Origin of the sequence: Amycolatopsis thailandensis (assembly GCF_042723255.1) — a bacterium.
In the GTDB taxonomy this organism is placed as follows: Bacteria; Actinomycetota; Actinomycetes; order Mycobacteriales; family Pseudonocardiaceae; genus Amycolatopsis; species Amycolatopsis thailandensis.
Window position 1 is genome coordinate 56321 of the sequence record NZ_JBHXJK010000030.1, and the last position, 22693, is coordinate 79013.

The 22693-nt window shown below is 67.2% G+C and carries 20 protein-coding genes and 1 tRNA gene; 13 read left to right on the plus strand and 8 right to left on the minus strand.

The window, feature by feature from the left end; all coding sequences use genetic code 11:
• Complete coding sequence (locus tag ACFWMR_RS14810) at positions 1 to 861, minus strand: hypothetical protein (protein ID WP_378378719.1); 861 nt, start codon at positions 859 to 861, stop codon at positions 1 to 3.
• A 51-nt stretch (positions 862 to 912) separates the two neighbouring features.
• The gene (locus tag ACFWMR_RS14815) at positions 913 to 1491 is read right to left on the minus strand and encodes a TetR/AcrR family transcriptional regulator (protein WP_378378720.1); all 579 of its coding nucleotides are present in this window, start codon (positions 1489 to 1491) and stop codon (positions 913 to 915) included.
• 78 nt (positions 1492 to 1569) lie between these two features.
• On the opposite strand from ACFWMR_RS14815, the gene ACFWMR_RS14820 reads away from it, so the two are divergent.
• Together ACFWMR_RS14820 and ACFWMR_RS14825 are read left to right on the plus strand one after the other, a co-directional pair.
• Positions 1570 to 1977 (plus strand): cupin, encoded by a 408-nt coding sequence (locus tag ACFWMR_RS14820; RefSeq protein WP_378378721.1) that lies wholly within the window; start codon positions 1570 to 1572, stop codon positions 1975 to 1977.
• 110 nt (positions 1978 to 2087) lie between these two features.
• The gene (locus ACFWMR_RS14825) at positions 2088 to 2810 is read left to right on the plus strand and encodes a hypothetical protein (RefSeq protein WP_378378722.1); all 723 of its coding nucleotides are present in this window, start codon (positions 2088 to 2090) and stop codon (positions 2808 to 2810) included.
• On the opposite strand, the gene ACFWMR_RS14830 is transcribed toward ACFWMR_RS14825, so the two are convergent.
• The 5 genes from ACFWMR_RS14830 to ACFWMR_RS14850 form a co-directional block, all read right to left on the minus strand.
• The gene (locus ACFWMR_RS14830) at positions 2807 to 4036 is read right to left on the minus strand and encodes a TIGR02679 family protein (protein ID WP_378378723.1); all 1230 of its coding nucleotides are present in this window, start codon (positions 4034 to 4036) and stop codon (positions 2807 to 2809) included. The genes ACFWMR_RS14825 and ACFWMR_RS14830 overlap by 4 nt on opposite strands.
• A complete protein-coding gene (locus ACFWMR_RS14835) occupies positions 4036 to 8073 on the minus strand; it encodes a TIGR02680 family protein (RefSeq protein WP_378378724.1) in 4038 nt (1345 codons plus the stop codon). Before ACFWMR_RS14835 ends, ACFWMR_RS14830 begins: the two co-directional genes overlap by 1 nt.
• Positions 8070 to 9263, minus strand: coding sequence for a TIGR02678 family protein (locus ACFWMR_RS14840; RefSeq protein WP_378378725.1), 1194 nt, complete (start codon positions 9261 to 9263; stop codon positions 8070 to 8072). Before ACFWMR_RS14840 ends, ACFWMR_RS14835 begins: the two co-directional genes overlap by 4 nt.
• The gene (locus ACFWMR_RS14845) at positions 9260 to 10804 is read right to left on the minus strand and encodes a TIGR02677 family protein (RefSeq protein ID WP_378378726.1); all 1545 of its coding nucleotides are present in this window, start codon (positions 10802 to 10804) and stop codon (positions 9260 to 9262) included. The genes ACFWMR_RS14840 and ACFWMR_RS14845 overlap by 4 nt, the downstream gene beginning before the upstream one ends.
• Positions 10805 to 11124: 320 nt before the next feature.
• Complete coding sequence (locus ACFWMR_RS14850) at positions 11125 to 11496, minus strand: hypothetical protein (protein WP_378378727.1); 372 nt, start codon at positions 11494 to 11496, stop codon at positions 11125 to 11127.
• A gap of 131 nt (positions 11497 to 11627) precedes the next feature.
• Between ACFWMR_RS14850 and ACFWMR_RS14855 the strand changes: the two genes are divergently transcribed.
• Positions 11628 to 13298 (plus strand): Eco57I restriction-modification methylase domain-containing protein, encoded by a 1671-nt coding sequence (locus tag ACFWMR_RS14855; RefSeq protein WP_378378728.1) that lies wholly within the window; start codon positions 11628 to 11630, stop codon positions 13296 to 13298.
• Complete coding sequence (locus tag ACFWMR_RS14860) at positions 13288 to 14013, plus strand: PaeR7I family type II restriction endonuclease (RefSeq protein WP_378378729.1); 726 nt, start codon at positions 13288 to 13290, stop codon at positions 14011 to 14013. The genes ACFWMR_RS14855 and ACFWMR_RS14860 overlap by 11 nt, the downstream gene beginning before the upstream one ends.
• A 197-nt stretch (positions 14014 to 14210) precedes the next feature.
• On the opposite strand, the gene ACFWMR_RS14865 is transcribed toward ACFWMR_RS14860, so the two are convergent.
• Positions 14211 to 14283 (minus strand) — tRNA-Arg (locus ACFWMR_RS14865).
• 372 nt (positions 14284 to 14655) lie between these two features.
• Here ACFWMR_RS14865 and ACFWMR_RS14870 point away from each other — a divergent pair.
• The 9 genes from ACFWMR_RS14870 to ACFWMR_RS14910 all read left to right on the plus strand — a co-directional run bounded on the left by ACFWMR_RS14870 (position 14656) and on the right by ACFWMR_RS14910 (position 22592).
• Entirely contained in the window at positions 14656 to 15309 is a 654-nt protein-coding gene (locus ACFWMR_RS14870) for a response regulator (protein WP_005155565.1), read from the plus strand.
• On the plus strand, positions 15309 to 15923 hold the full coding sequence (locus tag ACFWMR_RS14875; RefSeq protein WP_093933124.1) for a trimeric intracellular cation channel family protein: 615 nt from the start codon (positions 15309 to 15311) through the stop codon (positions 15921 to 15923). The genes ACFWMR_RS14870 and ACFWMR_RS14875 overlap by 1 nt, the downstream gene beginning before the upstream one ends.
• An 85-nt stretch (positions 15924 to 16008) precedes the next feature.
• Positions 16009 to 16701, plus strand: coding sequence for a response regulator transcription factor (locus tag ACFWMR_RS14880; RefSeq protein ID WP_020631674.1), 693 nt, complete (start codon positions 16009 to 16011; stop codon positions 16699 to 16701).
• A complete protein-coding gene (locus ACFWMR_RS14885; RefSeq protein ID WP_093933123.1) occupies positions 16698 to 18122 on the plus strand; it encodes a HAMP domain-containing sensor histidine kinase in 1425 nt (474 codons plus the stop codon). The genes ACFWMR_RS14880 and ACFWMR_RS14885 overlap by 4 nt, the downstream gene beginning before the upstream one ends.
• Complete coding sequence (locus tag ACFWMR_RS14890) at positions 18122 to 18616, plus strand: carboxymuconolactone decarboxylase family protein (protein WP_093933122.1); 495 nt, start codon at positions 18122 to 18124, stop codon at positions 18614 to 18616. Before ACFWMR_RS14885 ends, ACFWMR_RS14890 begins: the two co-directional genes overlap by 1 nt.
• Positions 18594 to 19121, plus strand: coding sequence for a signal peptidase II (lspA, locus tag ACFWMR_RS14895; RefSeq protein ID WP_378378730.1), 528 nt, complete (start codon positions 18594 to 18596; stop codon positions 19119 to 19121). Before ACFWMR_RS14890 ends, lspA begins: the two co-directional genes overlap by 23 nt.
• 82 nt (positions 19122 to 19203) lie before the next feature.
• Positions 19204 to 20004, plus strand: a complete 801-nt coding sequence (locus ACFWMR_RS14900; RefSeq protein WP_093933120.1) for a DeoR/GlpR family DNA-binding transcription regulator — start codon at positions 19204 to 19206, stop codon at positions 20002 to 20004.
• The gene (galT, locus tag ACFWMR_RS14905; RefSeq protein ID WP_378378731.1) at positions 20001 to 21083 is read left to right on the plus strand and encodes a galactose-1-phosphate uridylyltransferase; all 1083 of its coding nucleotides are present in this window, start codon (positions 20001 to 20003) and stop codon (positions 21081 to 21083) included. The genes ACFWMR_RS14900 and galT overlap by 4 nt, the downstream gene beginning before the upstream one ends.
• 72 nt (positions 21084 to 21155) lie before the next feature.
• A complete protein-coding gene (locus ACFWMR_RS14910; RefSeq protein ID WP_378378732.1) occupies positions 21156 to 22592 on the plus strand; it encodes a S1C family serine protease in 1437 nt (478 codons plus the stop codon).
• Positions 22593 to 22693 lie beyond the last annotated feature (101 nt).

The window sequence follows — 22693 nt, forward strand, 5'->3', positions numbered from 1 at the left end:
TCAAACCTTCTCAGCTCGTAGTCGTGCGGCACTGTCGAGAACATCGGCAACGGTTCGCCGTGGAGCGGCGGCAGTCGTCGTGTGAATGTCGCGGAACCGGCGAAGTAGTTCCATTCGCACGGTCGCGCCTGGCTCTTGAACGACTCGCGACAGAAGCTCGTTCTTCTCGGCGAGCGGCAGTTTTTTCACCCAGGCCGTGAGTCGGTCGAGGTCATCCGCGGTATCGGCGAATGGCGGACTGGTGCGGGCCGCGCTCGCGAGCAGTTCGTCGTCGAGGCGGAGGAAGTCGGCAAACGCTCGTTGCGGCGCGGTAAGCGTGCCCAGGCCAGGCGGCACGGGCGGCTCAAGCCTTTGGTCCGCGTCAGGCTCGAAGGCGTCTTCGTCCCGCTCCCAGACGCCGTAGCCGGCCAGCCAGGCGAGGTAGAGGGGACGGAGATCGCCCGCCGCGAGTTCGGCGCGGACTCCCACGGTGGCGGACAGTCTTGCGTCGGCCTCGTAGTTGAATTCGAAGTCTTCGTCGTCGTCTTCGCTCGTCATGTCGAGCACGAGGAACTCGTCCGCCGTCCAGGCTGACAGATGGTGACCGACGCGGTAGTCCTCGACCTTGTCGAGGTCCAGGACATGTCGTGGCAAGCGGAACATGAGCCGGCGTGTTCCCCAGTTGGTCACATGGACATGCGCGTCGTAATAGCGCTCCATCAGCCGGTTCGGGTCGCCGCTGAAGTCGCCCCAGTGGTACTCGTTGATGAAGCTGGTGGCGGTGATCCGCGCACGGGTGGACAGGGAACGCACGGCGGCCTGCTGACGTTCGTCCAGCGGGTGGTCGATCGCGAGGAATTCGTAGTACTGGTATTCACTCATCGTTTGACTTGGCCGATCCTTCAGGCTGTTGTCGTCCAGTCGACAGGTTAGTCACCGAGTTCGGTAGAGTTCTTGCAGCCCCGTCTTGATCTGTTTCGGTGTCATGCCGTTTTGCCGCTGATAGACATACTGCGCAGCGGCGAGTGGTGCCAAGATCGCGTCTGCGCGAAAGTGCGCGTCGACGTCCGGCTCGATCTCGCTGATCAACGCGACCAGGTGACTGTGGTGCAGCCTGTACGCGCCGGTCACGAACCGCGCCATCGGCGTCTCGGTCTCGGCGACCATCAGCAACTCGCCGTGCGTCTCCAGCCTGTCGACGTACGCGTCGGTAAACGCCTTCAGCCTTTGGCCCGCAGGAGCCCCCGGCCCGAGAGGCGGCGGCCCGCTGATGAACGCCTCCTGGAACTCGCGCTCGTTCTCGTCGAGCAACGCCTGCGCCAGCGCGCCCTTGTCCGGAAACCGGCGATACACGGTGCCGATCCCGACGCCCGCCTCCGCCGCGACCTCGTCCAACGCGAGTCCGTCGATCCCTTTGGCCGCGACGAGCTTGGCCGCCGCGCGGACGATCTTCTGCCGGTTGCGAGCCGCGTCCGCCCGCTCTGCCGGTCCGGACCCTGCGATGGGAAGCACCTCGTGAGCCTAGTCGGTGGACAAGTGGAACTTTCTCCAGTTAACTAAGTGGAGGAACTTCCACTTAAGGAGACTTGGATGTCCGTCGAACACTTCACGAGCGATGACGCTTCGACCTGGTTCCAGTGCCTTGACCAGCAGATCTTCCTGGCCGACGTCCTCTCGCAGGACAGCGGAGCGGCGATGTCCGTCGGCTTCGGGCGCTATCGGAAAGGAGAGAAGAACCCGTGGAAGATGACCTACGACGAGGCCCTCGTCATCACTTCCGGCGTCTTCACCGTCGAGGGCCCGTCGGGCTCGGTGACCGCCCGCGCCGGTGAGGTGATCTACCTGCGAGCCGGGACCGAGGTCGTCTACGTGGCCGACGAAGACACGGAACTGGTCTACGTCACCTATCCGCACTGGCTGGCGGCTACGGAATCGTCCGCCGAAGCCCACCGTCTCGACGACTTCCACGAAGTCCGAACTTCGGAAAACGTGGTTTAGCAAGGTCTTTTCTGTGGATTCAATCGTTGTCCGGTGGACGTGGGATATCGGGAATCGATTGCTATCCTGCGGCGTAATCTTGATCACCAGGGTTGCCGGAGGGGGCTGGAATGGGGCGGAAGAAACCGGAATCGGCTGGTCCTCCTCCGTGGACACAGCGCGACGAGGTGCTGCGGTACACCTGTTGCCTCGCGGCCATGATGGCGGGCGGCCACGATCTCAGCCAGACGCCGGAAGTGCTCGCTCCCTTTCCCGCGGTCAATGCCGATGACGAACGGCTGTGGGCCGTGGGGCAATTCGTCTTGTCCGATTTCCGCGCATTGGGAAACGGGAGCTGGCAAGTCAGCACGCCGATGGTCTTCGGCACCGGAGCGGTGGGGCTGGGTCTGGTCGCCGGCTCGCTGATCGGCGGAGCCGTCGCCAAGTCCCGGGCACGCACGGCCGCGCAGGCGGCCGCGGTCCCTCGATGGGTGCCGATCGACCAAGGTTCCGTCTTTGCCAGCAGGTATGGCTTCTACATGTACACGCCACAGGTGCTCAGGTGGCACTGGAGCGCTATCACCGCGGCGAGCATCGTGGCACCCGCGACTCTGCATTTCGCCGGGGAAAGTGTCGACGGCCCCATTTCGCGGCTCCTGCAGTCGGACTACGCGGAGCTGCTCTTCGTGACTTGGGCCCTCGAACAACATCCGCAGCACCCACAACTGGTGACAGGTGGCTGGCTGCCGCAAGGCTGGCTCCAGCACGCCGATTTTCACGGCAGGCAACCTGAGGCGGTTCCTGGGCTGCTGCCTGCCTTGCCGTCGGCAGAAGATTCGGCGGTGATGGACTAATCAGCAAGAGTTCGCAAGTCGTCCAACAGAGCAGGCAGCATCAGCTCCTCCTCGATGCGCAGGCCGCGTAGTTCCATCGCCGTACGGAGTCCTGTGTCCCAACTGGCTTCCGCCGGTTTGCCGGTCAGCTCGCCGCCGGTCGCCGTCGCCCCCGCGTACGCGTTGGTGTCGAATCGCCACGGTCGCCAAGCGACCCGGCCACGCAGAGTGTTGCCGATCCGGATGCCGCCCCAGTCGAAGTCTCCGTGATATCTGAACCGGGCACCGACCGCCGTGAGGAGGTCGAGCAGACGCCATACCGCGGCGGATGGCTGGCCGTTCAGGCACACCAGCGGAGGACAGCGGGACCCCAGCTCATCGGCCGCCGAGGCCAGGACTATCGGGTTCTCGCAGACCGACACGATCTGGCCTCCGGCTTCAAGCTCCGCGAGCGCGAGCTGACGCAGTGTGAGAACGCACGGTTCCCCGGTTTCTTTGGCCAGCGCGAGGATCCGGCCGGTCGTCGTCTCGACGCCGCCGGGCAGGCCGAGGCACAGCACAGACGAAGACAACTCGTCGAGGTGTACCCCGACCGCCGCCCAGGACGCACGTCGTTCGGCCGCGGTGCCGGTTCCGGCCGGAGTGGTACCGCTCAGGACTCGCGCCGCCGAGAGCACGAGGGTGGCCAACGGACGCCCGTCGTCCAGCCCGTGCGCGTCCCCGGTCGTCTGCGCGGCGAGCCGACCGAGTGCGACGCCTTTCGATGGCAACTCGGCGAGCACCCGCATCGCCATTGAGATCAATGCGGACGCGGCTTCGGGCTCGGGGGCAGATCTCCGGATCAGGCCGGTGGAGTCCAACCACGTCCGCCACGTCGCCAGTGCCGGGCGTCGCTCGACCAGCTCGTCCAAGGGCTCGAAGATCGAGGCCCAAGCCGCGGCTTCCGCCAGACGATCCGGCACGGTTCCGATCAGTAGCCTTGTCGCGTCGGCGAGGCCGTCCGGCGCCGCACCGCTGCGGCGGAGTGTCGCATCGACTTCGTCGAGGGAAACGCTCAGCGAAGTACCTGTGCTGGCTCGGCGACCGAGCAATCGTTCGATAGCCCTGCGCTGGTCCTGTGTCGCCGAGCCGAGGGTGACGGTTCCGCTCAGTGGCTTGCCGTTTGCCATCCGGCGGCGCAAGCGGTCGAGCAGCCACACCGTCTCCTCGCCGCCCAAGAGCCTCCGGAGACGATCAAGATCGGCCATCAGGCGCTCGGGACGTAGGGGATCGGCCGTTGCCGCTGGACACGCTCGCGGCCGTCCCATCGCCAAGGCGTCACCAGCACGGCGTCGATTCCGTCGCGCCGGGCGAGCTGCGCGATGGCCAGACCGGGTACCTGCGGGTAGCAGCCCCATTCACGTTCGCTGGTCATCACGACGTCGAGGTCGAAAGCGGCGAGCAGGCCGAGACACTTGGCTCGTGAGTCGTCGTCGACCCCGGCAAATGCTTCGTCGAGCGCTACCAGACGTGGAGTGTGGGGATTGGCCGAAGACGAGTAGAACGAGGACGCTGCGGCGAAGAGCGGAACCGACGCGGCCAGCACCCGTTCGCCGCCGGAGGCCGGTCCGGTCGCCGAACGCCACTGGCCGTCCTGATAGCGCTGGATCGCGAATTCGTGCCAAGACCGGTAGTCGAGCGCACGAGTCAGTTGTTCGACCCAGCCGCCCGCCGCGTCCTCGGCGTGCTCGCGGTTGATCTGCTCCTGCAGGAACCCGCCGACGGCGGTCCGGTCTTCCGCGCTCCAGGCGTCGGCGGTCTGCCGTAGCAACCGGTCCCGCACCCTGTCGAGCCCGTCGGGCGCAGTCCGCGAAGTACGCCACTGCAGCCGCAGGCGCATTCCGGTCGATGTCGGCCGGGCTTCCAGATCGGTGTTGATAGACCTGACCTGGTCCTCGGCGTTACCGATCAACTCCTGCAGTGTCCCGGCGACTTCGTTTATGAGGTGGTTCTCGAGGATTTCGCGTTCCTTCGCTGAAAGCAGGTTCGCCCGCTGCTCGTTCTCCACCTCCAAAGCGGCCACCAGCGTCGGAATGTCCTGGGTGCGTCCTTGGAACAGCACATCGACGACGATGATCCCGTCTCGCACGGTCATGCCGACCGAATGACCGTGTCGGGACAGCGCGTCGGTCAGCAGCTTGTGCTCGGCCGACACTCGCTGCTGCACCAGTTCCCAAGGCCGGTCCGCGTCATCCACACCGTCCAGCGCGGCGTTGATCGCCCGCGCGAGGGCGACAGCCGGATTGGGCGCCCATTCCTTGTCCGGATCCGGAAAGTCCAGTTCGGGAAGGGCCGTCGTCAACAGTCCCGTCGTCGCGAAGGCCCGCAGCTCACCGATGGCCTGATCGCGTTCGTCCACGGCGATCGAGATCGAGCCGCGAAGCGTTTCGCGCCGCCCGTTGGCCGTACCCCGCTGTTCAAGCACAACCCGTTCTTGGTCTTGTGCCTGCTTCTCGCGGGTGCCCCGCTCGTCGAGTTCCGTCGCGACGGCGGCCAGCTTCCGATAGAGCTCATCGACTCCCGCGCCTGCGGTCTCGACCAGGACACGGTGACGTTCCACCACGGCTTCGGCATCAGCGCGGGCTTTGACGGCCGACTCCTCTGCTTCGCCGTGGTGTGCGGCAGCGGCCCGTTGTTCGTCTTCGGCTTTGGCAGCCTCCTTCAACGCTCGGGCCAGTGCCCGTGCCGCGGGCCAAAGCCCGGCCAAGGCGACTCGGTAGTCGCCGACGGCCTTGCGAACCCGGCCCAGTTCTTCGAGGTCTGTCGGCAGCCCGACATCACCGGCGAACTCGACCACCTGTTCGCGAGCCTGCTCCGCCTCGTCGGCACACTCATCGCACATCGTGACGGCCTCGCCGAGGCGGGCGTCGATCCGGCGTTTCGAGTCATGCTCACTGCCCAGCACGACATGAGCCTCGCGGAGATCGTTGTCCTTCGGCTGAGCTCGGTGTTCCGCGATGAGGGCGACTCGCCGGGCGGCCAGGCTGTCCTCGGCGTCCGCCAAATCGGCGAGACGCCGACCCAGTCGGGCGTTCTCTTCCCTCAACAGCCGGACACGCTCCCTGCGCGCGGCTTCGCGCGCACCCTCGCCCAGGTAACCGGCCGCCTCCTTGTGCCACGCCCCGCTCAACACACCGACGGCGAACCTGCCGTCCGCCGCGATCCAGGTATCCGCGCCGGGTCCGAGACCGATCGCGCGCAAGACGGCTGCGACCACATCGTCGTCCAGGGCGGCGGCCTGAGGATCGGCCCGGTTGACCGTCGGCGTGAGCACCGCGGTGAGGCCACCGGCCGGTGCGTCGTTGCCGGGCTTGACGACGACGTCGCCGGTCAGGTTGCTGTGCAGTTCACCGTCCGGGGTCACCCACGCGTCCAGAATGCACGCGGCCTCCAAAGCCGCTTCGAGTCCGGCTCGGTGTTCTGCGGTGACGCCGGGGACGAAGTCCACGATCTTCCACAGCGGAGCGCCAGGACGGCCGACTCGTGCTTCTTCGTCACGGGTGTAAGGCTTCGGTGGATCGTCGTGCCCGCCTGCCTCGAGCCGTGCGATCTCGTCGACGATGGCCTGCCGTTCGTTCTCCGCCGCTGCTCGGTCTGCTTCCAACGCGGCTTCCCGGCGGCCGAGTTCGTTGGTTGCCCGCAGCACGGCCGCTTCCACGGCCGATGCCGCCGGGTCTGCACCGGCGAGCGTCTCGGTCCATGCCTCAAGTGAGTCGAGCAATTCGTCCACATCGGACAGCGTGAACTGCCGGGTACTTGTCAGATAAGACCGATAGGCTGCCACGAGCGCGACACCGCGTGCGGCGATATTTTCCTCGGCGACCGCGATCCGTTCAGCGGCGGCCTGCTGCTCGGAGGTGATCCGGTCCACGCTTGTGCGTGCCGCACGCAAGGCGGCTTCGGCCTCCGCGGCGGCGTTGAGCAGCCGTTGCAGCCGGTCGACCGCGCTGGTCTGTCGTTCGACGAGCGCTTGCCCGGCTCGCTCGTCTTCGTCGGCGACGACAGCGGCATGTCCGTCGGCCAGGTAAGCGGTCTCGGCGGCTTCACGCGCGTTTTCCTTGGCCTGCGACAAAGTAGCCGAGTCGGAGGTGGTCGTTCGCCGTGCCGACTCGGCTTGCTCTTCGCGGCGTCGCAGGATGTCGGCAGCAGACGTCAGGTCGCGTTCCCTCGCTGAGGCGAACTTGCTGAGCTTGTCGGCTTCTTCTCCGACCTTCTTGAGGTTCTCGGCGTCCCGCATTTCCGGACTGTCCTGCAGCGCGGTGCGTCGTGCTTCCAGCTGTGTCTTCGCCGCCGCCAGCTCGTTGAGCAGTCGTTGTGTCTCTTCCAACGCCAGCGTCGCCTTTTCGTGAGCTGCTTCGGCTTCACCCAGCTCGCGTCCCAGCTGTTCATACCTGCTGTGGGTGTGGCGAACCGGCGCCGCACGGCGTTTGGCCGCGATCCGGGAATAGCGCCGGTAATGCAGGAGGAACTGTTCCGCCGCCGTCTTCGCCTCGGCGAGGGCACGCAAGGTTTCCCGCTCCTCGTCCAGCCCGCGGAAAGCTTCCGCGACCGTGGTCACCAAGGACGGGTCGAGCGGCGGGAGCGCCTCCGTGAGCGCGCGGGACAGCAGCTTCTCGTCCGGTTTCTTCGACAGCTGCGGTTGTCGGAGCTGGATCAGCAGATTGACGAGGGCTTCGTATCGGTGTGGCCCCAGTCCGAACAGTGCTTCGTCCACCGCGCGCCGGTAGTCCGACGCTGTGTCGTATACCAGGCCATGTCCGTCGACGGCGTCCTTGAGTTTCTCCCTGGTCAGCGCCACCCTTGTCGGGCTCACCAGCGAGAGGTCCCGGCCGATGCGCTGGTCGGTGACGAAGAACCAGTGCCTGGCGATGCCACGCCCGGCGACCGCCTTGAGACCACAGCCGATCGTGCGGTATTCGGCGCTCCCATCGGGAAGGGCGCGGCCGAATTCCAGCCAGGTATAGCCGAGACGTTCATTGTGCGGATGTTTCCCGCCGAGCAGCAGGTTCCATTCCATCCGTTTGTTGCGGTCGCCGTCCGGCTCCACCCGGTGCGCCGAAAGCTCGCCGTCGAGCAGGAACGGCAGGGTGAGCGCGAGCACCTTGGACTTGCCGGTGCCGTTGTTGCCGCGCAAGAGCAAACGGCCGTCGTGGAAGTGGAACTCTTCGATGTCGTAGTAGAACAGGTCGACGAGACCGGCACGAAGTGGTTGCCAGCGAGCCTTGTCCGGGACGGGCGAAGTCATTTCCCGGCCTTCCTCTCCCGAATGGTGGGGGCATCGAGCCGGTAACGGCCGATCGCGGGCAGCGCACGCACCATCGGCGGATCCCCGACGGAATCCTCGACGAGCCGCAGTGCGCGTAGCTTGTGCAACGCGATGGCGAGGAGTTCCTCGTCAGCGCCTGCTTCGGTGACTCCGCGACGCCAGTAGGAGGCGTGCTCGCGAGCGATCTTCCTGACATACGCCAGCACTCGTTCGATCGGCACCGGCCCGTTCCGCGCCGCGAGGTACTCGGCGACGAGCAAGGTGGCGTGGCCGTCGGTGCGCTGCTCCGGCATGCGCACATCGGTCAGTTCGTCGTCGGGGTCGACCATCGCGATGCCCTCCGCGCGGACTTCGGCGACCAGGCCTGTGGCCACCTCGATCCGGCGGGTGATCGCGTGCCGCTGGCCGGCCAGGTAGGCCCGTTCGTCGTCGGCCAACTCGTCGTAGTAGACGACGGGATCGTCCAGCAGACGGCGCGTGAGCCGGTGGCGAAGGGCTCGATTGCGCAGGTCATCGGTGTCGGCGACGGGTTCGTGGGCAAGCTCCGCGAGCCTGGCCTCGAAAGTGGTGGCGTTGATCGTCGAAGGGCCACGACCACTGGTCAAGAGTGTGGCCAGCACTCGGCGCTGCACGTCGTACAGGACGTCTCCGTTGTCGCTCAGGTAAGCGTCTTCCTCACCGGCGACCCGCTCGAGCACACCCCAGGTGAGCAGCAGCCGGACCGCCGCGACGAGATCCGAACGTTCATCGCGCCTGCTCAGCGTGAAAGACACGCCGGCGTCGACCAGCTCGGGTTCACCCGCGGCGGCGAGCACACCTTCGGCGAGGCGGCCGAGGGTGATCTGCGCGTCTGCTCGCTCCAAGACAGCCAGCGCCAGGCAGAGCAGGACATACCTGCGACGGCCGAACGGCGGTTTGCCCTTGCCGTCCCTCGCCGGATGGGTCTGATCGGTCAACGTCGGCGCGGTTTTGAACAAGCGGGCGGATTCCGCGCCGACCAGCAGTCGCCAGCCCGTCTCCGTGGCCAGCCAATCACGGAGCTCCGTCGCATGGCGCCGGACCAACCGCAGTACTTCGTCGTCCGCTCCCGCTGTCAACAGTGGCTTGGCGAGTAACGCCCGTAGAGCCTTTCGCTGCTGGGCAACGGCTTCCTCGCCGAGCGCGGTCACGCGATCGCCTCCACCCGGCCGTTCCCGATCAGGTCGATGATCTCGATCAGGTGCTCAGGTCCGCGGAGAATCCCGTCCTCGGTTTCGATGCTCACTGTTCCGCCACCCCGTACGAGCGTCAAACGGACTTCCATCGTGCCGTCGCTCGTGGTGGTCCGGATCTCGTGATCGCCAGGCGCGCGAGCGGACAGAGCGTCGCCGAGAAGACCGAGGAAGAGCCGGAACGCCCGCGCGTCGAGCTCACCCAAAGCCGACAGCCGCGTCGGTCCCGGTGTCGCCAGCTTCGCCCGCGCCGTAGCGACCTGTTCGGCTTCGAGACCCGCCTGCTCGGCCAGAATCCGCCGCTGCTCCGCGCGGTCCGCGACCCGGTTCGGCTGGCCGCGCCGCTCGTAGGATCCGGTCCTGCGCAACTGCGGACTGATGTGCACCCCCGGTGCCTGCCGCCACGGTGTATTCGGTGCCGGTTGCTCTTCTTCCCACACGGCGACGGTTTCGTTGTCGACCGTGAGATGTCGCGCTGAACCGAGCCCGAACGCCGTCCGCCACAGGCGATGCGCCGCGTCGTCATCCGGGGCCTCCGCGAACCACCGCGCCAGGGTGCGGAAGTCCGCCGAGCGGTCCGACCTTCCGGAACGACGTTCGTTGAGCGCGGCCACCGTGTCGATGAGCTGGGTGATGGCTGTGACAGCGGCTCCGCGCAGCAACCGTGCCTGCGACTGACGGCGAGAATCGGCGGAGACGAACCAGTCGTGCAGCCCGCGCCACCGATTTCGCCAGGTGTCGTAGCAGGTTTCGATGGCAGCCGCGTTCTCGTGATCGTCAGGCGCGACGTCGGCCGCTTCGCGTTTCGCGGCCACCATAAGCAGTTCGCGTACGCCAGCTTCTTCGATCTCGCTCAACAAGGTGGCGATCTCCGCACCCCGGTTGGCGAGGTCGGCGATGAACCGGTTGACGTAGTCGATCAGCCGCTGCTTGTAGGCGACGAACGCCTCCACATCGCCGTCGGCGAAATCGATCACCCGGCGTAGCGACGCCATGAACGCCTGCGCGTTGTCGGCCAAGCCGGTGAACCGCTCGGCGAGCGCGAGCAGCAGCAGATGCACCTTCGCCGGGTCGAGCTCCCGCGCCCCCGCCAGCTCCACGAGCGCCCGCAGTTGCGCGGCGATGTCCTCCAGCGCCACCGACTGCAGCGAACCCCGGCGGCCCAGCGCCTGGTCGTAAACCGCAAGCGCCTCTTCGGCGGCCTGGCCGGCCGCCGTGAGCTGGTACAGGTACCGGGCGCGATGGAAGTCGGCGACACTGGTCACCCGGCTCGTATCCGGGTCCGCCCGCAAGTTACCCCAGTCGACGAGCTTGTCCAGCGCGTCCGCGACCTGCTCGATGTCACCAGGCCTGCCGAGGTCCGTCGTGACGTCCTCCGGACGCATGTGAACGATGAACCGGTCCCTCGCCCGCGCGAACGTCAGCAGGACGTCGCGGTAGAGCGCCGCGTTCGGCGCACTCAGGTGCGCGAACGGCTGGGGCTCGTGTCCGTCGGTCACGATCCCATTATGGGGAGGGCACCGACAGTCTTGATGCGCCCCCTTCGGACGCCTGGTCAGCGCGACTTAAACCTCTCAAACGGGACAAGTAACCTCAATTCGGGGGAGCGGTGTATGATGGGGTTCGAAGCTGATCCGAAAGCCCTGCGTGCCGCGGCCGATCAGGAGAAGCGGGCTGCGGGAATCGTGCGCGAGCTGGATCTGGAGCGGGTGACGGCGCTTTCCGCCGCGTTGAGCGGCACGGAGTCCGCGAAGACCGCCACTGAGCTCGGTCCGCATTGGGAGAATTCCATCGGAGTCTCGGCGAAGGGTGTGGATTTCTACGCGGCATCGCTGACCACTGCCGCGACTGCGTACCGGGCTCGAGATGATGCCGGCGGGCAGGGGAAGCAGCGGACGCGGCGGCCGAGAATCTTCGTACCCGATGCCAGGAACTCGAGGATCTCGCCGCGCGGTTGTCCGCGGCGGTGAAGATCATCGATGACACCGAACAGGCTGTGCGTGATCTGGTGCGCAGCCTTGAGACGACCGAGGACTTCGCCGCCAAGAACGGCTACCGGATCGACAATGGCAAGGTCGTCGAGACCAAGAATGCCGTGGGGATCCTCTCCGGAGTGCTCTTGCAAGTCGAGGTGGAAGCCAACTTGGCCCGCGCGGGCCAAGATCGACACCGAACTGAACTCCGTGCTCAACCACATCCTGGCAGGCGGGGACGACCTCGACGAGGAAGACAAGGACAGTGCCTTCACGTAGTGGACAGCCGGGAGACCGTCCCGGTCGTGTCGGCCTCCGAACCGTCAGTGGTCGTCTCTAGAGTGGCAGGGTGACCCTGACCGCTTCCACGTCGACAACCAACTATGGCGAGTTTTTCACTCGCCGCTGGGTCGTCGACGTTCTGCTCGATATCACCGGCTACACCGCCGATCGCGACCTTGGCTCGTTGCATCTGCTAGAGCCATCGTGCGGATCCGGGGCCTTCCTTGGCCCGGCGGTCGAACGCCTGATCTCGTCGGCGCAAGCCCAAGGCAGGGACTTGGCGCTGCTCGGCGACGCCGTTCGGGCGTATGACCTGCAGCTGGAGCATGTGAAGACTGCTCGCCGGGTTTGCCACGACTTGCTCGTTGCCGCAGGTGCGCCCGAGGACACGGCTACCACACTCGCGAAGACCTGGGTACGTCGTCAGGACTTCCTGCTGCCTAGCGTTGATGACCGGGCCGTCGATGTCGCCATCGGCAACCCTCCGTACATTCGTTATGACGACCTCGACGCCAGTACGGCAGCCGAGTATCGCCGTGCCTGGACAACGATGAAAGGCCGCGGAGACATCTACGTGGGCTTCTACGAGCGATGCCTCGCGATGCTGAAACCCGGCGGTCGGGTCGGCTTCATCTGCGCTGACCGCTGGATGCGGAACCAATACGGCGAGTTGTTGCGCGACTTGGTGTCCTCTCGGTACTCAGTCCAGCACGTCTGGACCATGCACGATGTAGACGCGTTCGAGTCCGCAGTCTCCGCTTACCCGGCGATCACCGTACTGGCCAATCAACGTCAGGGCACATCGATAGTCGCGGACACCACTGCCTCGTTCGGCGAGTCCTCCGCACAGACACTGGCCAAGTGGTCGCGCGACGAATCGCAGACACACTTCACTGACACGGGCGTTCGTGCCCACCGCCTCCCGCACTGGTTTCCGGCTGGTGAGATGTGGCCCACCGGGTCACCGGCACGCCTCGCCCTGATTGAACGGCTCAACGACGGCTTCCCTTCTCTGCACGACGAGGCCACAGGTACTCGTGTCGCCATCGGCATCGCCACCGGTGCCGACAAGGCATACGTCACCAAGGACGCTGACGCGGCGGAGCCAGGACGATTGTTGCCGCTGTCGATGCGGCGAGACCTGATGACGGGCTCGTTCGAGTGGCAGGGCAACTATCTGGTGAACCCGTGGGATATTGACGGCAACCTCGTCGATCTTGCGGACTTCCCGCGTCTCGCCGCCCACCTGAGCGCGCACCCGGCGATCAAGGATCGATTCGTCGCGAAAAAGAACCCCGATCGCTGGCATCGCACGATCGACAAAGTGAACGCCTCGATCATCGACAGGCCAAAGCTGTTGCTGCAGGACATGAAGGCGCGTATCCACCCGGTTCTGGAGCCGGGTGGCCACTACCCTCACCACAACCTCTATTACGTTGTGTCAGAGACGTGGGACATGGAAGTCCTCGGCGGGATCCTGCTCTCCCGGATCGCGCAGGCCTTCATCGAGGCATACTGTGTGCGGATGCGCGGCGGAACCCTGCGGTTCCAGGCTCAGTACCTGAAGAAGATCCGCGTGCCAGCCCCAACCGCGATCCCCGGCGAACTCGCCGATGAGCTACGCCGAGCTTTCCGAGCGCGCGATGTCGAAGCCGCGACCTCTGCCGCAGCACGGGTTTACGGAATCGACATACTGGAGTACGAGCTGACCGATACAGTGCCTGACCATGACGCGTGATGTCGAACCACTCCTAATTAACTGGTGGAAAGCAAAAAATGAAGCCGTCGCCCGGCTCGCCGCCGACGGCCGGTCGGACACCGGTGCGCAGGCGCGCGACTCGCGGCATATGCAGAGCATCGCGATGTTCGTCAAGCAGATGTTTGTGGACGCAGGACTCGACGAGCCGGATGTCAAGGTGGACAGCATCATCCCGGGTTACTACCGCCGCTCGAAGAACTGGGACGTGGTGGCAACGCACAAGGGGCATCTGGTGGGTGTCGTAGAGCTGAAGTCGCAAGCGTCCAGCCCGGGCAACAACGCGAACAATCGCATCGAAGAAGCGATCGGCAGTGCAGTCGACGTGAAGGCTGTGCAGGAAGAGACGGGAGCGTTCGGTAAGCTCGGGGTCTGGGCCGCATGGTGCATGACGTTCAACCGAGATGCGGAAAGCGGCGACCCCATTCAGTTGACGCGAATGCAGAAGGCGAAGATCCGCTTCCCTCTCGATGACCTCGCGTTCAAGAATATGACGTACGCGTACCAGTACGCCATCGCGCTTGAACGGCTCATTGCGCGGAAGGTTTATGACGCGGGTTGGATGGTGCTCACCTGGGTCAACGACGATGGCACCGTCGACTACGTCGAGCCAATCCCGACAGCGACAGCCGAGACTCTGGCAATCAAGATCGAGGAGCGGGTTAAGTTCGCGATTCAAGCCCTGCGTGAAGAGTAGTCGGATTGGCTTGCTGGTCGGCGCGCGCTGGAGAGTTCGATCTCCGTCCCGTCCACGGCGCCGACCAGGACTCGCGCTAGGCGGACTTTCCTCAGCGGATCGACATCGCCGACGACCTGAATATGCCAAATCGATGCTCCGTAGTCGCGTCACCAGGCCCGACTACGGAGCGAAGATGCTTACTCTGGCTGAATCGGTGCCCCCGGCAGGATTCGAACCTGCGACACCCGCTTTAGGAGAGCGGTGCTCTATCCCCTGAGCTACGAGGGCATGTACTGCCAGGCGCAGCCTACCGGGTGACCGGAGCGGCCCGAGCGTGAGGGCGCAAGTCGCACCCGGGCGGAGCAAGCGGCCAGCCCGGTGAAAGCCCGAAACCCCCCGAACGGCGGTTGCGCGCAAGCAGGCCGGGAAACCCGCGACCAAGAAGAGACACTGGCCGCCTAGTGACACTCGACCTGCGGATCCGTCCCCGAGGACGCACACTCACACGCAGGAAAACAGGGTCTGAATCGAGAGCTAGATCGACACAGATGACCCGGGAGGGTCACTCGTACGTGTCTGGTTTCGAAACCCTGAACAACAGTAGGTAATCTTCGTTAACGGGACGCGAGACGCCGCTCCCCCGGCTGCCGGAGGGCTTCGTTGATCAAGCTCATGTTCGCCGACGACGAGGAACTGGTCCGCTCGGGCCTGCGTGCCATGATGTCCGGCGCTGCCGACATCGAGATCGTGGGCGAGGCGAGCGACGGGAGATCAGCGGTCGAGGTCGCCCGGCGATACCACCCCGACGTCGCGTTGCTCGACATCAAGATGCGGGCGCCTGACGACGGCATTCGCGCGCTCAGGGCCATTCTCGCGTTGCCGGATCCGCCGACCGTGGCCATGTTGACCACGTTCGACATCGACGACTACGTCAGTCTCGCGCTCAGGCTCGGGGCCAACGGTTTCCTCCTGAAGGACATCGACCCGGCGGCGCTGCTCAGGGCCGTCCGTGACCTCGCGCGCGGGGGCGCGGTGCTCGACCCCGGGGTCGCGGCGCGCATGGTCCAGTCGCATCGGGACGAGCAGCGGGCCGCGCAGCCGGCGCGCAAGTTGCTCGCGTCGCTGTCCGAGCGGGAGCGTGAGGTCGTCGGGCTGATCGGCCAGGGGCTGTCCAACGCCGAGATCGGCGGGCGCCTGCACCTGTCCGAGGCCACGGTCAAGGGCTACGTCTCGGCCGTCCTGTCCAAGATCGGCGCGGCGAACCGGGTGCAGGCCGCGCTGCTGGCCTACCGCGGTGGCCTGCTCGACCAGTAATGATCCTCACCGCGCTCGAGTTCCTCGGCTTGATCGCGTTCGCCGCTTCGGGGGCGCTCGCGGCGGTGCGGTCCAGGTTGGACGTCTTCGGGGTGGTCGTCGTCGGGCTCACGACCGCGCTCGGCGGCGGGGTCATCCGTGACGTCCTGCTCGGGATCACTCCGCCGACGACGCTGCGGACCTGGCCGTACCTCGCGGTCTGCGGCGGGACGGCGCTGGTCGTGTTCGTCTTCCACCCGCAGATCGCGAAGCTGCGGCGCGGCGTGCTGCTCGCGGACGCGCTCGGGCTCGGGGTGTTCGCGACGGCCGGGACCACCATCGCGTTGAACGCGGGCGCCACTCCCTACGCGGCGTGCCTGATCGGGATGACGACGGGTATCGGCGGCGGCGCTGTGCGTGATCTCCTCCTGCGGGAAATCCCGCTCGTGCTGCGGAAGGAGATCTACGCGGTCGCCGCGCTCGCGGGCGCCGTGCTCGTCGTGATCGGTCACGCTCTGCGACTGCCGCCGGGGCCGGTGACGGTGGTAGCAGCTGCCGTCGTGGTGGGGGTCCGAATGCTCGCTTTGTGGCGCAGATGGAACGCACCTGTTGCAAAAGGGCCCGAGACCGGCTGAAACGTCTTGTGGACCGCCGGATTTCCTTTGTTGGTTCTGTGTGTGTTCTTAGGCGAGTCTCAGCACTCTGCGTAAGACTGTCGCCATGCGCATCCTCGTAGTGGACGACGACAGGGCCGTCCGTGAATCACTCAGGCGATCCCTTGAGTTCAACGGGTACCAGGTGGAACTGGCCGGGGACGGCGCGCAGGCCCTGGAAGCGATCATCGCCAACAGACCCGACGCGATGGTCCTCGACGTGATGATGCCGCGGCTCGACGGCCTGGAGGTCGCCCGACGCCTGCGAAGCACCGGTGACGACCTGCCGATTCTCGTCCTCACCGCGCGGGACACCGTGTCCGACCGGGTGTCCGGCCTCGACGCCGGCGCCGACGACTACTTGCCGAAGCCCTTCGCGCTCGAAGAGCTTCTCGCGCGCCTTCGCGCGCTTCTGCGTCGCGCGATCCCGGACCCGCAGGCGGGACAGAACGCCGAGATCCTGTCGTTCGCGGACCTCACCTTGGACCCGGGGACGCGTGAGGTGCGCCGTGCCGGGCGGGAGATCAGTCTCACGAGGACCGAATTCGCCCTCCTCGAACTGTTCCTCTCCTACCCGAAGCACGTCCTGACCCGCAGCCGGATCCTGGAGGAAGTATGGGGATACGACTTCCCGACGTCGGGCAACGCGCTGGAGGTCTACGTCGGCTACTTGCGCCGAAAGACCGAGGCTGGGAACGAACCGAGGCTGATCCACACGGTACGGGGAGTGGGCTACGTCCTCCGGGAAACCCCGCCGTGACCGACCCGGTCCACGGCGTCGACGTGTCCGAAAAGGATCCACGCGGCGACCGCTGGGGCGCCCGGCGCTTCTCGCTCCGCGGCCGGGTGACGCTGCTCGCGGCCGCTTCGGTCGCGGGCGCGGTGGCGCTGGTGTCCCTGGGCGCGTACCTCGTCGTGCGCGACAACCTCTACCAGCAGGTGGACGACAACCTGCTCGCCCGCGCGCGGGCCGCCGTCGAATCGCCGCAGGTCCAGACCGAACTGCAGCAGGTGCCCGGGGCCTTCCTGGCCAGCGCGGACCTGCAGATCGGGCAGCTGACGGTCGGGCAGAAGGTCCGGCTGACCTATCCGCAGTCCGGCAGCCGCCCGCCCTACGGCGACGACGAGATCGCGGTCGCTTCCGGCGACAAGCCGTTCTCCCTGCGCACCGACCCGAAGACCGACAGCCGCGTCGTCGCCCTCCCGCAGGGCGCGGGACAGGCGATGGTGCTCGCCCAGTCGCTCGGCCCGACCAAGCGCACCTTGAACGAGCTCTCGGTGGTCCTGTTCCTGATCGGCGGTGCCGGGATCCTGGTCGCCGCGGCCGCGGGAACGGCCGTCGCGAGAGCGGGCCTGCGGCCGGTCGACAGACTGACGTCGGCGGCGGAACGCGTCGCCACCACGGGTGACCTGCGGCCGATCCCGGTCAGCGGTGACGACGAACTCGCCCGCCTCACCCAGAGTTTCAACACGATGCTGGGCACGGTCGCCGAATCGCAGGAACGGCAACGCCAGCTCGTCGCCGACGCCGGTCACGAACTCCGGACGCCGCTGACGTCGCTGCGCACCAACCTGGAGCTGCTGCTGTCCGCGAGCAGGCCGGGCGCGCGGACGCTGTCCGACGAGGACCGCGCCGACATCGAGGCCGACATCCGCGGCCAGCTCGACGAGCTGACCCAGCTGATCGGCGACCTCGTCGAACTCGCGCGCCAGGACGAGCCGCGGATCGAGCACGAGCGGGTCGAGATGGTCGACGTCGTCGAGCGCGCGCTGGACAGGGCACGCCGCCGCGCGGGCGAGATCGAGTTCGACGTCTCCCTCCAGCCGTGGGTGCTGACCGGCGACACCAGCGCCCTGGAACGCGCGGTGCTGAACCTGCTGGACAACGCGGTGAAGTTCTCGCCGGAGGGGACGACGGTCGGGGTCCGGCTGTACCCGGTCGGCGACGGCACCGCGGTGCTCGAAGTCGAGGACTCCGGGCCGGGGATCGCCGACGAGGACCTGCCGAAGGTGTTCGACCGCTTCTACCGCTCGTCCGAGGCGCGGACGCTGCCCGGTTCCGGGCTCGGGCTGGCCATCGTCCAGCACGCGGCACAGCGCCACGGCGGTGACGTCTACGCGGGACGCGCTCCCGAAGGCGGCGCGCTGATGACGCTGCGACTCCCCGGGGCCCCTGCCTGATGGGTGATCACGACAAGGGCCTCGAACTGCTCAGGCTTCTCGGCGGCGTCGAGAACCCCGCCGTGCTGGAGCTGTTCGAGGCCGTTCAAGCCACGGACTACGGCAGAGAAGCCGTCGCTTTCGTCTACGGCGGCGTCTACCAGCGGCCCGGGCTTTCGCTGGCACAACGGCAGCTGGTGACGGTCGCCGCGCTGGAGACCCTGGGCTACGCGGAGGCGCAGCTCGCGTTTCACCGTGCCGCCGTGACGAACGTCGGCGGTGACCTCGGCCAGGACGACGAAACGATCCGGCGGCTCAAGCGGATCGCGGTGTACACGGCGAAGGGCGGCGTGGGCCCGGAGCTGGCGGACGTCCTCCAGGAAGCGAAGGACGCGGGGGAGCTCAGGGAGGCCGTCGAGACGATCCTGCATCTCGCCGTGTACGTGGGCTTCCCCGCCGCGCTCAACGCGCTCGCCATTACTCTGACGGGTGATGAACACCGAGAACGCGCCTGAGCTGCCGCCCCGCCGTCTGCTGTGGACTCTGCTGGTGGCCGCGGTGCTGCTGGCCGCCGACCAGCTGACCAAATGGTGGGCCGTCGACGCCCTCACCGATCGCGCGCCGATCCCGGTGATCGGCGACTTCATCCGGTTCCGGCTGCTGTACAACCCGGGCGCGGCGTTCTCGCTCGGCGCCGGTTCCACCTGGATCTTCGCGATCGTGGCCGCGGTCGCGGTGGTCGCGCTGCTGTGGATCTCGCGCAAGGTCCGCTCGGCGGGCTGGGCGATCGCGCTCGGGCTGCTGCTCGGCGGCGCGACGACGCATCTGGGCGACCGCCTGTTCCGCGAGCCCGGCTTCGCCCGCGGCCACGTCGTCGACTTCATCGACTACAACGGCTGGTTCGTCGGGAACGTCGCCGACATCGCGCTGTTCTTCGGCGCCGTGGCCCTGTTCGTGTTGAGTTTCCGCGGGGTCCCGATCGACGGCGTCAAACAGGCCGAGGAGACCTCCGCCGAATAGACCGGCCTTTCTGCCACACGAAGTCCTTGTTTGATCGTGTAGGATTTTGTGTAGTTGATCCAGTGCAGTCATCGGAGGCTTCGTGCTCGCGCGGCAACGACAGGCGGTGATCCTCGAGGAGGCGCGCCGGACCGGGGCGGTCCGGGTCAGCGACCTCGTCACGAGGCTCGGCGTTTCCGACATGACGGTGCGCCGCGATCTCGACGTGCTGGCCGCCCGCGGACTGGTCGAGAAGGTCTACGGCGGCGCCACCTCCAACGTCGGCAAGAGCACCGACGAGCCGGGTTTCGAGGCCAAATCCGTGCGCCAGCGGGCCCAGAAGGAAGCCATCGCAGCCCTCGGGGCCGGGCTGGTCCGGCCGGGCACCGCGATCGGCATCTCCGCCGGCACCACCACCTGGACGCTGGCCAGGGCGCTCGACGAGGTCCCCGGCCTGACGATCGTCACGAACTCCATCCAGGTCGCCGACGTGCTGCGCGGCGCGAACCAGCCGGATCGCACGGTGGTCCTCACCGGCGGCGTCCGCACGCCGTCGGACGCGCTCGTCGGGCCGGTGGCCGTGCAGAGCCTGCGGTCGCTGCATCTGGACGTCGTCTTCCTCGGCGTGCACGGGATGGCCGACGGCCCCGGGTTCACCACGCCGAACCTCACCGAATCCGAGACCGACCGCGCGCTCGTCGAAGCGGGGCGCAAGCTGGTCGTGCTGGCCGATCACACCAAATGGGGCATCGTCGGCATCTCCACCATCGCCGGGCTCGAAGAGGCCGACGTCGTCGTCTCGGACGACGGTTTGTCCGACAACGCAAGGGAAAAGCTCACCGAGCAGGCGGGTGAGCTGATGATCGCCGAAACGGCGGAGACGGCTGAGGCTGAAGAAGCGTGAAGCGCACGGTTAGGCACCTGGCCGACGGCCGGGAGATCATCTACTTCGACGCGCCCGGAGCGCCCGAGCGCACCGCCGAGGACACGCGAGACCTGCCGCGGGTCGCGGCGGCGTCGGAGATCCGGCGCGACCCGCTGACCGGCGAATGGGTCGCGATGGCCGCGCATCGGCAGACGCGGACCTACAAACCGCCCGCCGACCTTTGCCCGCTGTGCCCCACCAAACCCGGGAAACCCAGCGAGATCCCGGAACCGGACTACGACGTCGCGGTGTTCGAGAACCGCTTCCCGTCCTTCTCCCGCAACGTCATCGGCGATTCGTCCACAGTGGACGGCGCGGGGCTGGTGCCGATCGCGCCGGGTGTCGGCCGCTGCGAGGTCGTCTGCTTCACCAGTGATCACGACGGTTCTTTCGCCGGGCTGACCTCGAAGCAGGTCCGCGCGGTCGTCGACGCCTGGGCCGATCGCACCGCCGAACTGTCCGCGATGGACGGTGTCGAGCAGGTCTTCCCGTTCGAGAATCGCGGCGAAGAGATCGGCGTGACCCTGCATCACCCGCACGGTCAGATCTACGGCTACCCGTTCGTCACGCCGAAGACCGAACGGATGCTGGAGGTCGCGCGCGCCTACGAGGCCGAACACGGCCGTCCGGTGATGGGCGACGTCCTGGCCGCCGAGCGGGAGTCCGGGGCGCGGGTCGTGGCCGCGGGCGAGCACTGGACGGCGTTCGTGCCGCCCGCCGCGCGCTGGCCGGTGCAGGTCCAGATCGTGCCGCATCGCCAGGTGCCCGACATCCCCGCGCTGTCGGACGCCGAGCGCGACGACTTCGCCGACGTCTACCTGGAAGTCCTTCGCCGCTGCGACGGGCTCTACGACCGGCCGCTGCCCTACATCGCGGCCTGGAACCAGGCGCCAGCCAAACGCGATCGCGAGCTCGGCTGGCTGTACCTGGAGGTCTTCTCGGTCCTGCGGTCCAAGGACAAGCTGAAGTACCTGGCGGGCTCGGAGTCCGGAATGGCCGTGTGGATCAACGACGCCACGCCCGAGCAGATCGCGGACAAGCTGCGCGCCACCCGCTGACGGGGCCATACTCATGTGCGATGCACAGCTTTGGCTCAGGAACTTCTCAGGACCATCCCGCAAGGTGAGGACATGACCGAGAACGACCCCAGCGGCCAGGACGCCGAGAAGGCGCGGCCCGCCGGCACCCAGCCGGACGCGGAGCGGAGCGCGAGCTGGGCCGCACAGCCTGCGCCGCAGCAGCCTGACGCGACCGGCCTCGGCGGCCATGCCACTCCGCAGACCGGAGCGCAGCAGGCCTACCCCCCGGACCAGCAGTACAACCCGTGGTCGCCCCAGGCCCAGCAGACCCAGACCCAGCAGGCGCCCGCGCCGGAGCACCAGAACCCGTACACCCAGGGACACCAGATCCCCGGCCAGCAGCCGCCGTTCACCCAGCCGGGTCCGTCGGTCTACGCGGTCCCGCAGCAGCGCCAGGCGAAGAAGTCCACCTCGGGCAAGCTGCTCGCCGGTGTCGCGGCGATCGCGCTGGTGGTCGGCGGGGTCGCGGGCGGCACGGTCGGCTACCTGACCGGTGACGCGACCGGCGGCTCCTCCGTGAACGCGCTCGACGCGCCGAAGCCCGCCCAGCAGACGGGCAACCTGCCCGCCGGTTCGGTGGAGTCGGTGGCGCAGAAGCTGTCGCCGAGCGTGGTCGAGCTGCAGGTGTCCGGCCGGTCCGGCGCGGGCGAGGGCTCCGGTTTCGTGCTCAGCACTGACGGCTACGTCCTGACCAACAACCACGTCGTCGAGGTCGCCGCCGGTGGCGGCGGGCAGATCCAGGCGGTGTTCCAGGACGGCAAGAAGGGCACCGCGACCGTCGTCGGGCGTGACCCCACGACGGATATCGCCGTGGTGAAGGTCAGCGGCGTCAGCGGCCTGACCCCGGTCGAGCTCGGCCGCTCCGACGACCTGCGGGTCGGGCAGCCGGTGGTCGCCATCGGTTCGCCGTTCGAGCTGGCCGGCACGGTCACTTCGGGCATCGTCAGCGCGCTGAACCGGCCGGTGAGCGCCGGTGGCGGCGGCGACCAGACCACGGTGATGTCGGCGGTGCAGACCGACGCGGCGATCAACCCGGGCAACTCCGGCGGCCCGCTCGCGAACATGGCGGGCCAGGTCATCGGCATCAACTCGGCGATCTACAGCCCGAAGTCCGCGCAGGGCCAGGGCGGCGAAAGCGGCGGCAACGTCGGCATCGGCTTCGCGATCCCGATTGACCAGGCACGCCGCACGGCCGACGACATCATCAACACCGGCCAGGCGACGCAGACCTTCATCGGCGCACGAGTGCAGACCGCGCCGACCGGCGGCGCGCAGCTCGGTGAGATCTCGCCGGGCAGCCCCGCGGAGAAGGCGGGCCTCAAATCCGGTGACGTCGTGACGAAGCTCGACGAACGGGCGATCCCCAACGCGGACGCCCTCGTCGCCGAGATCCGCACCCGGGCGCCGAACGACAAGGTCAAGTTCACCCTCAACGGTGGCAAGGTCATCGAGGTGACCCTCGGCGGTCAGCCCGTCACGCCGAACTAGTTCCTTCCCAGACGCTCGGCCGCAGTGCGCGGCCGAGACCAAACCCCGGCTCGAACCCCCAGCGGGCCGGACCTGAGGCCACGCGCGACCGGCTGCCAATC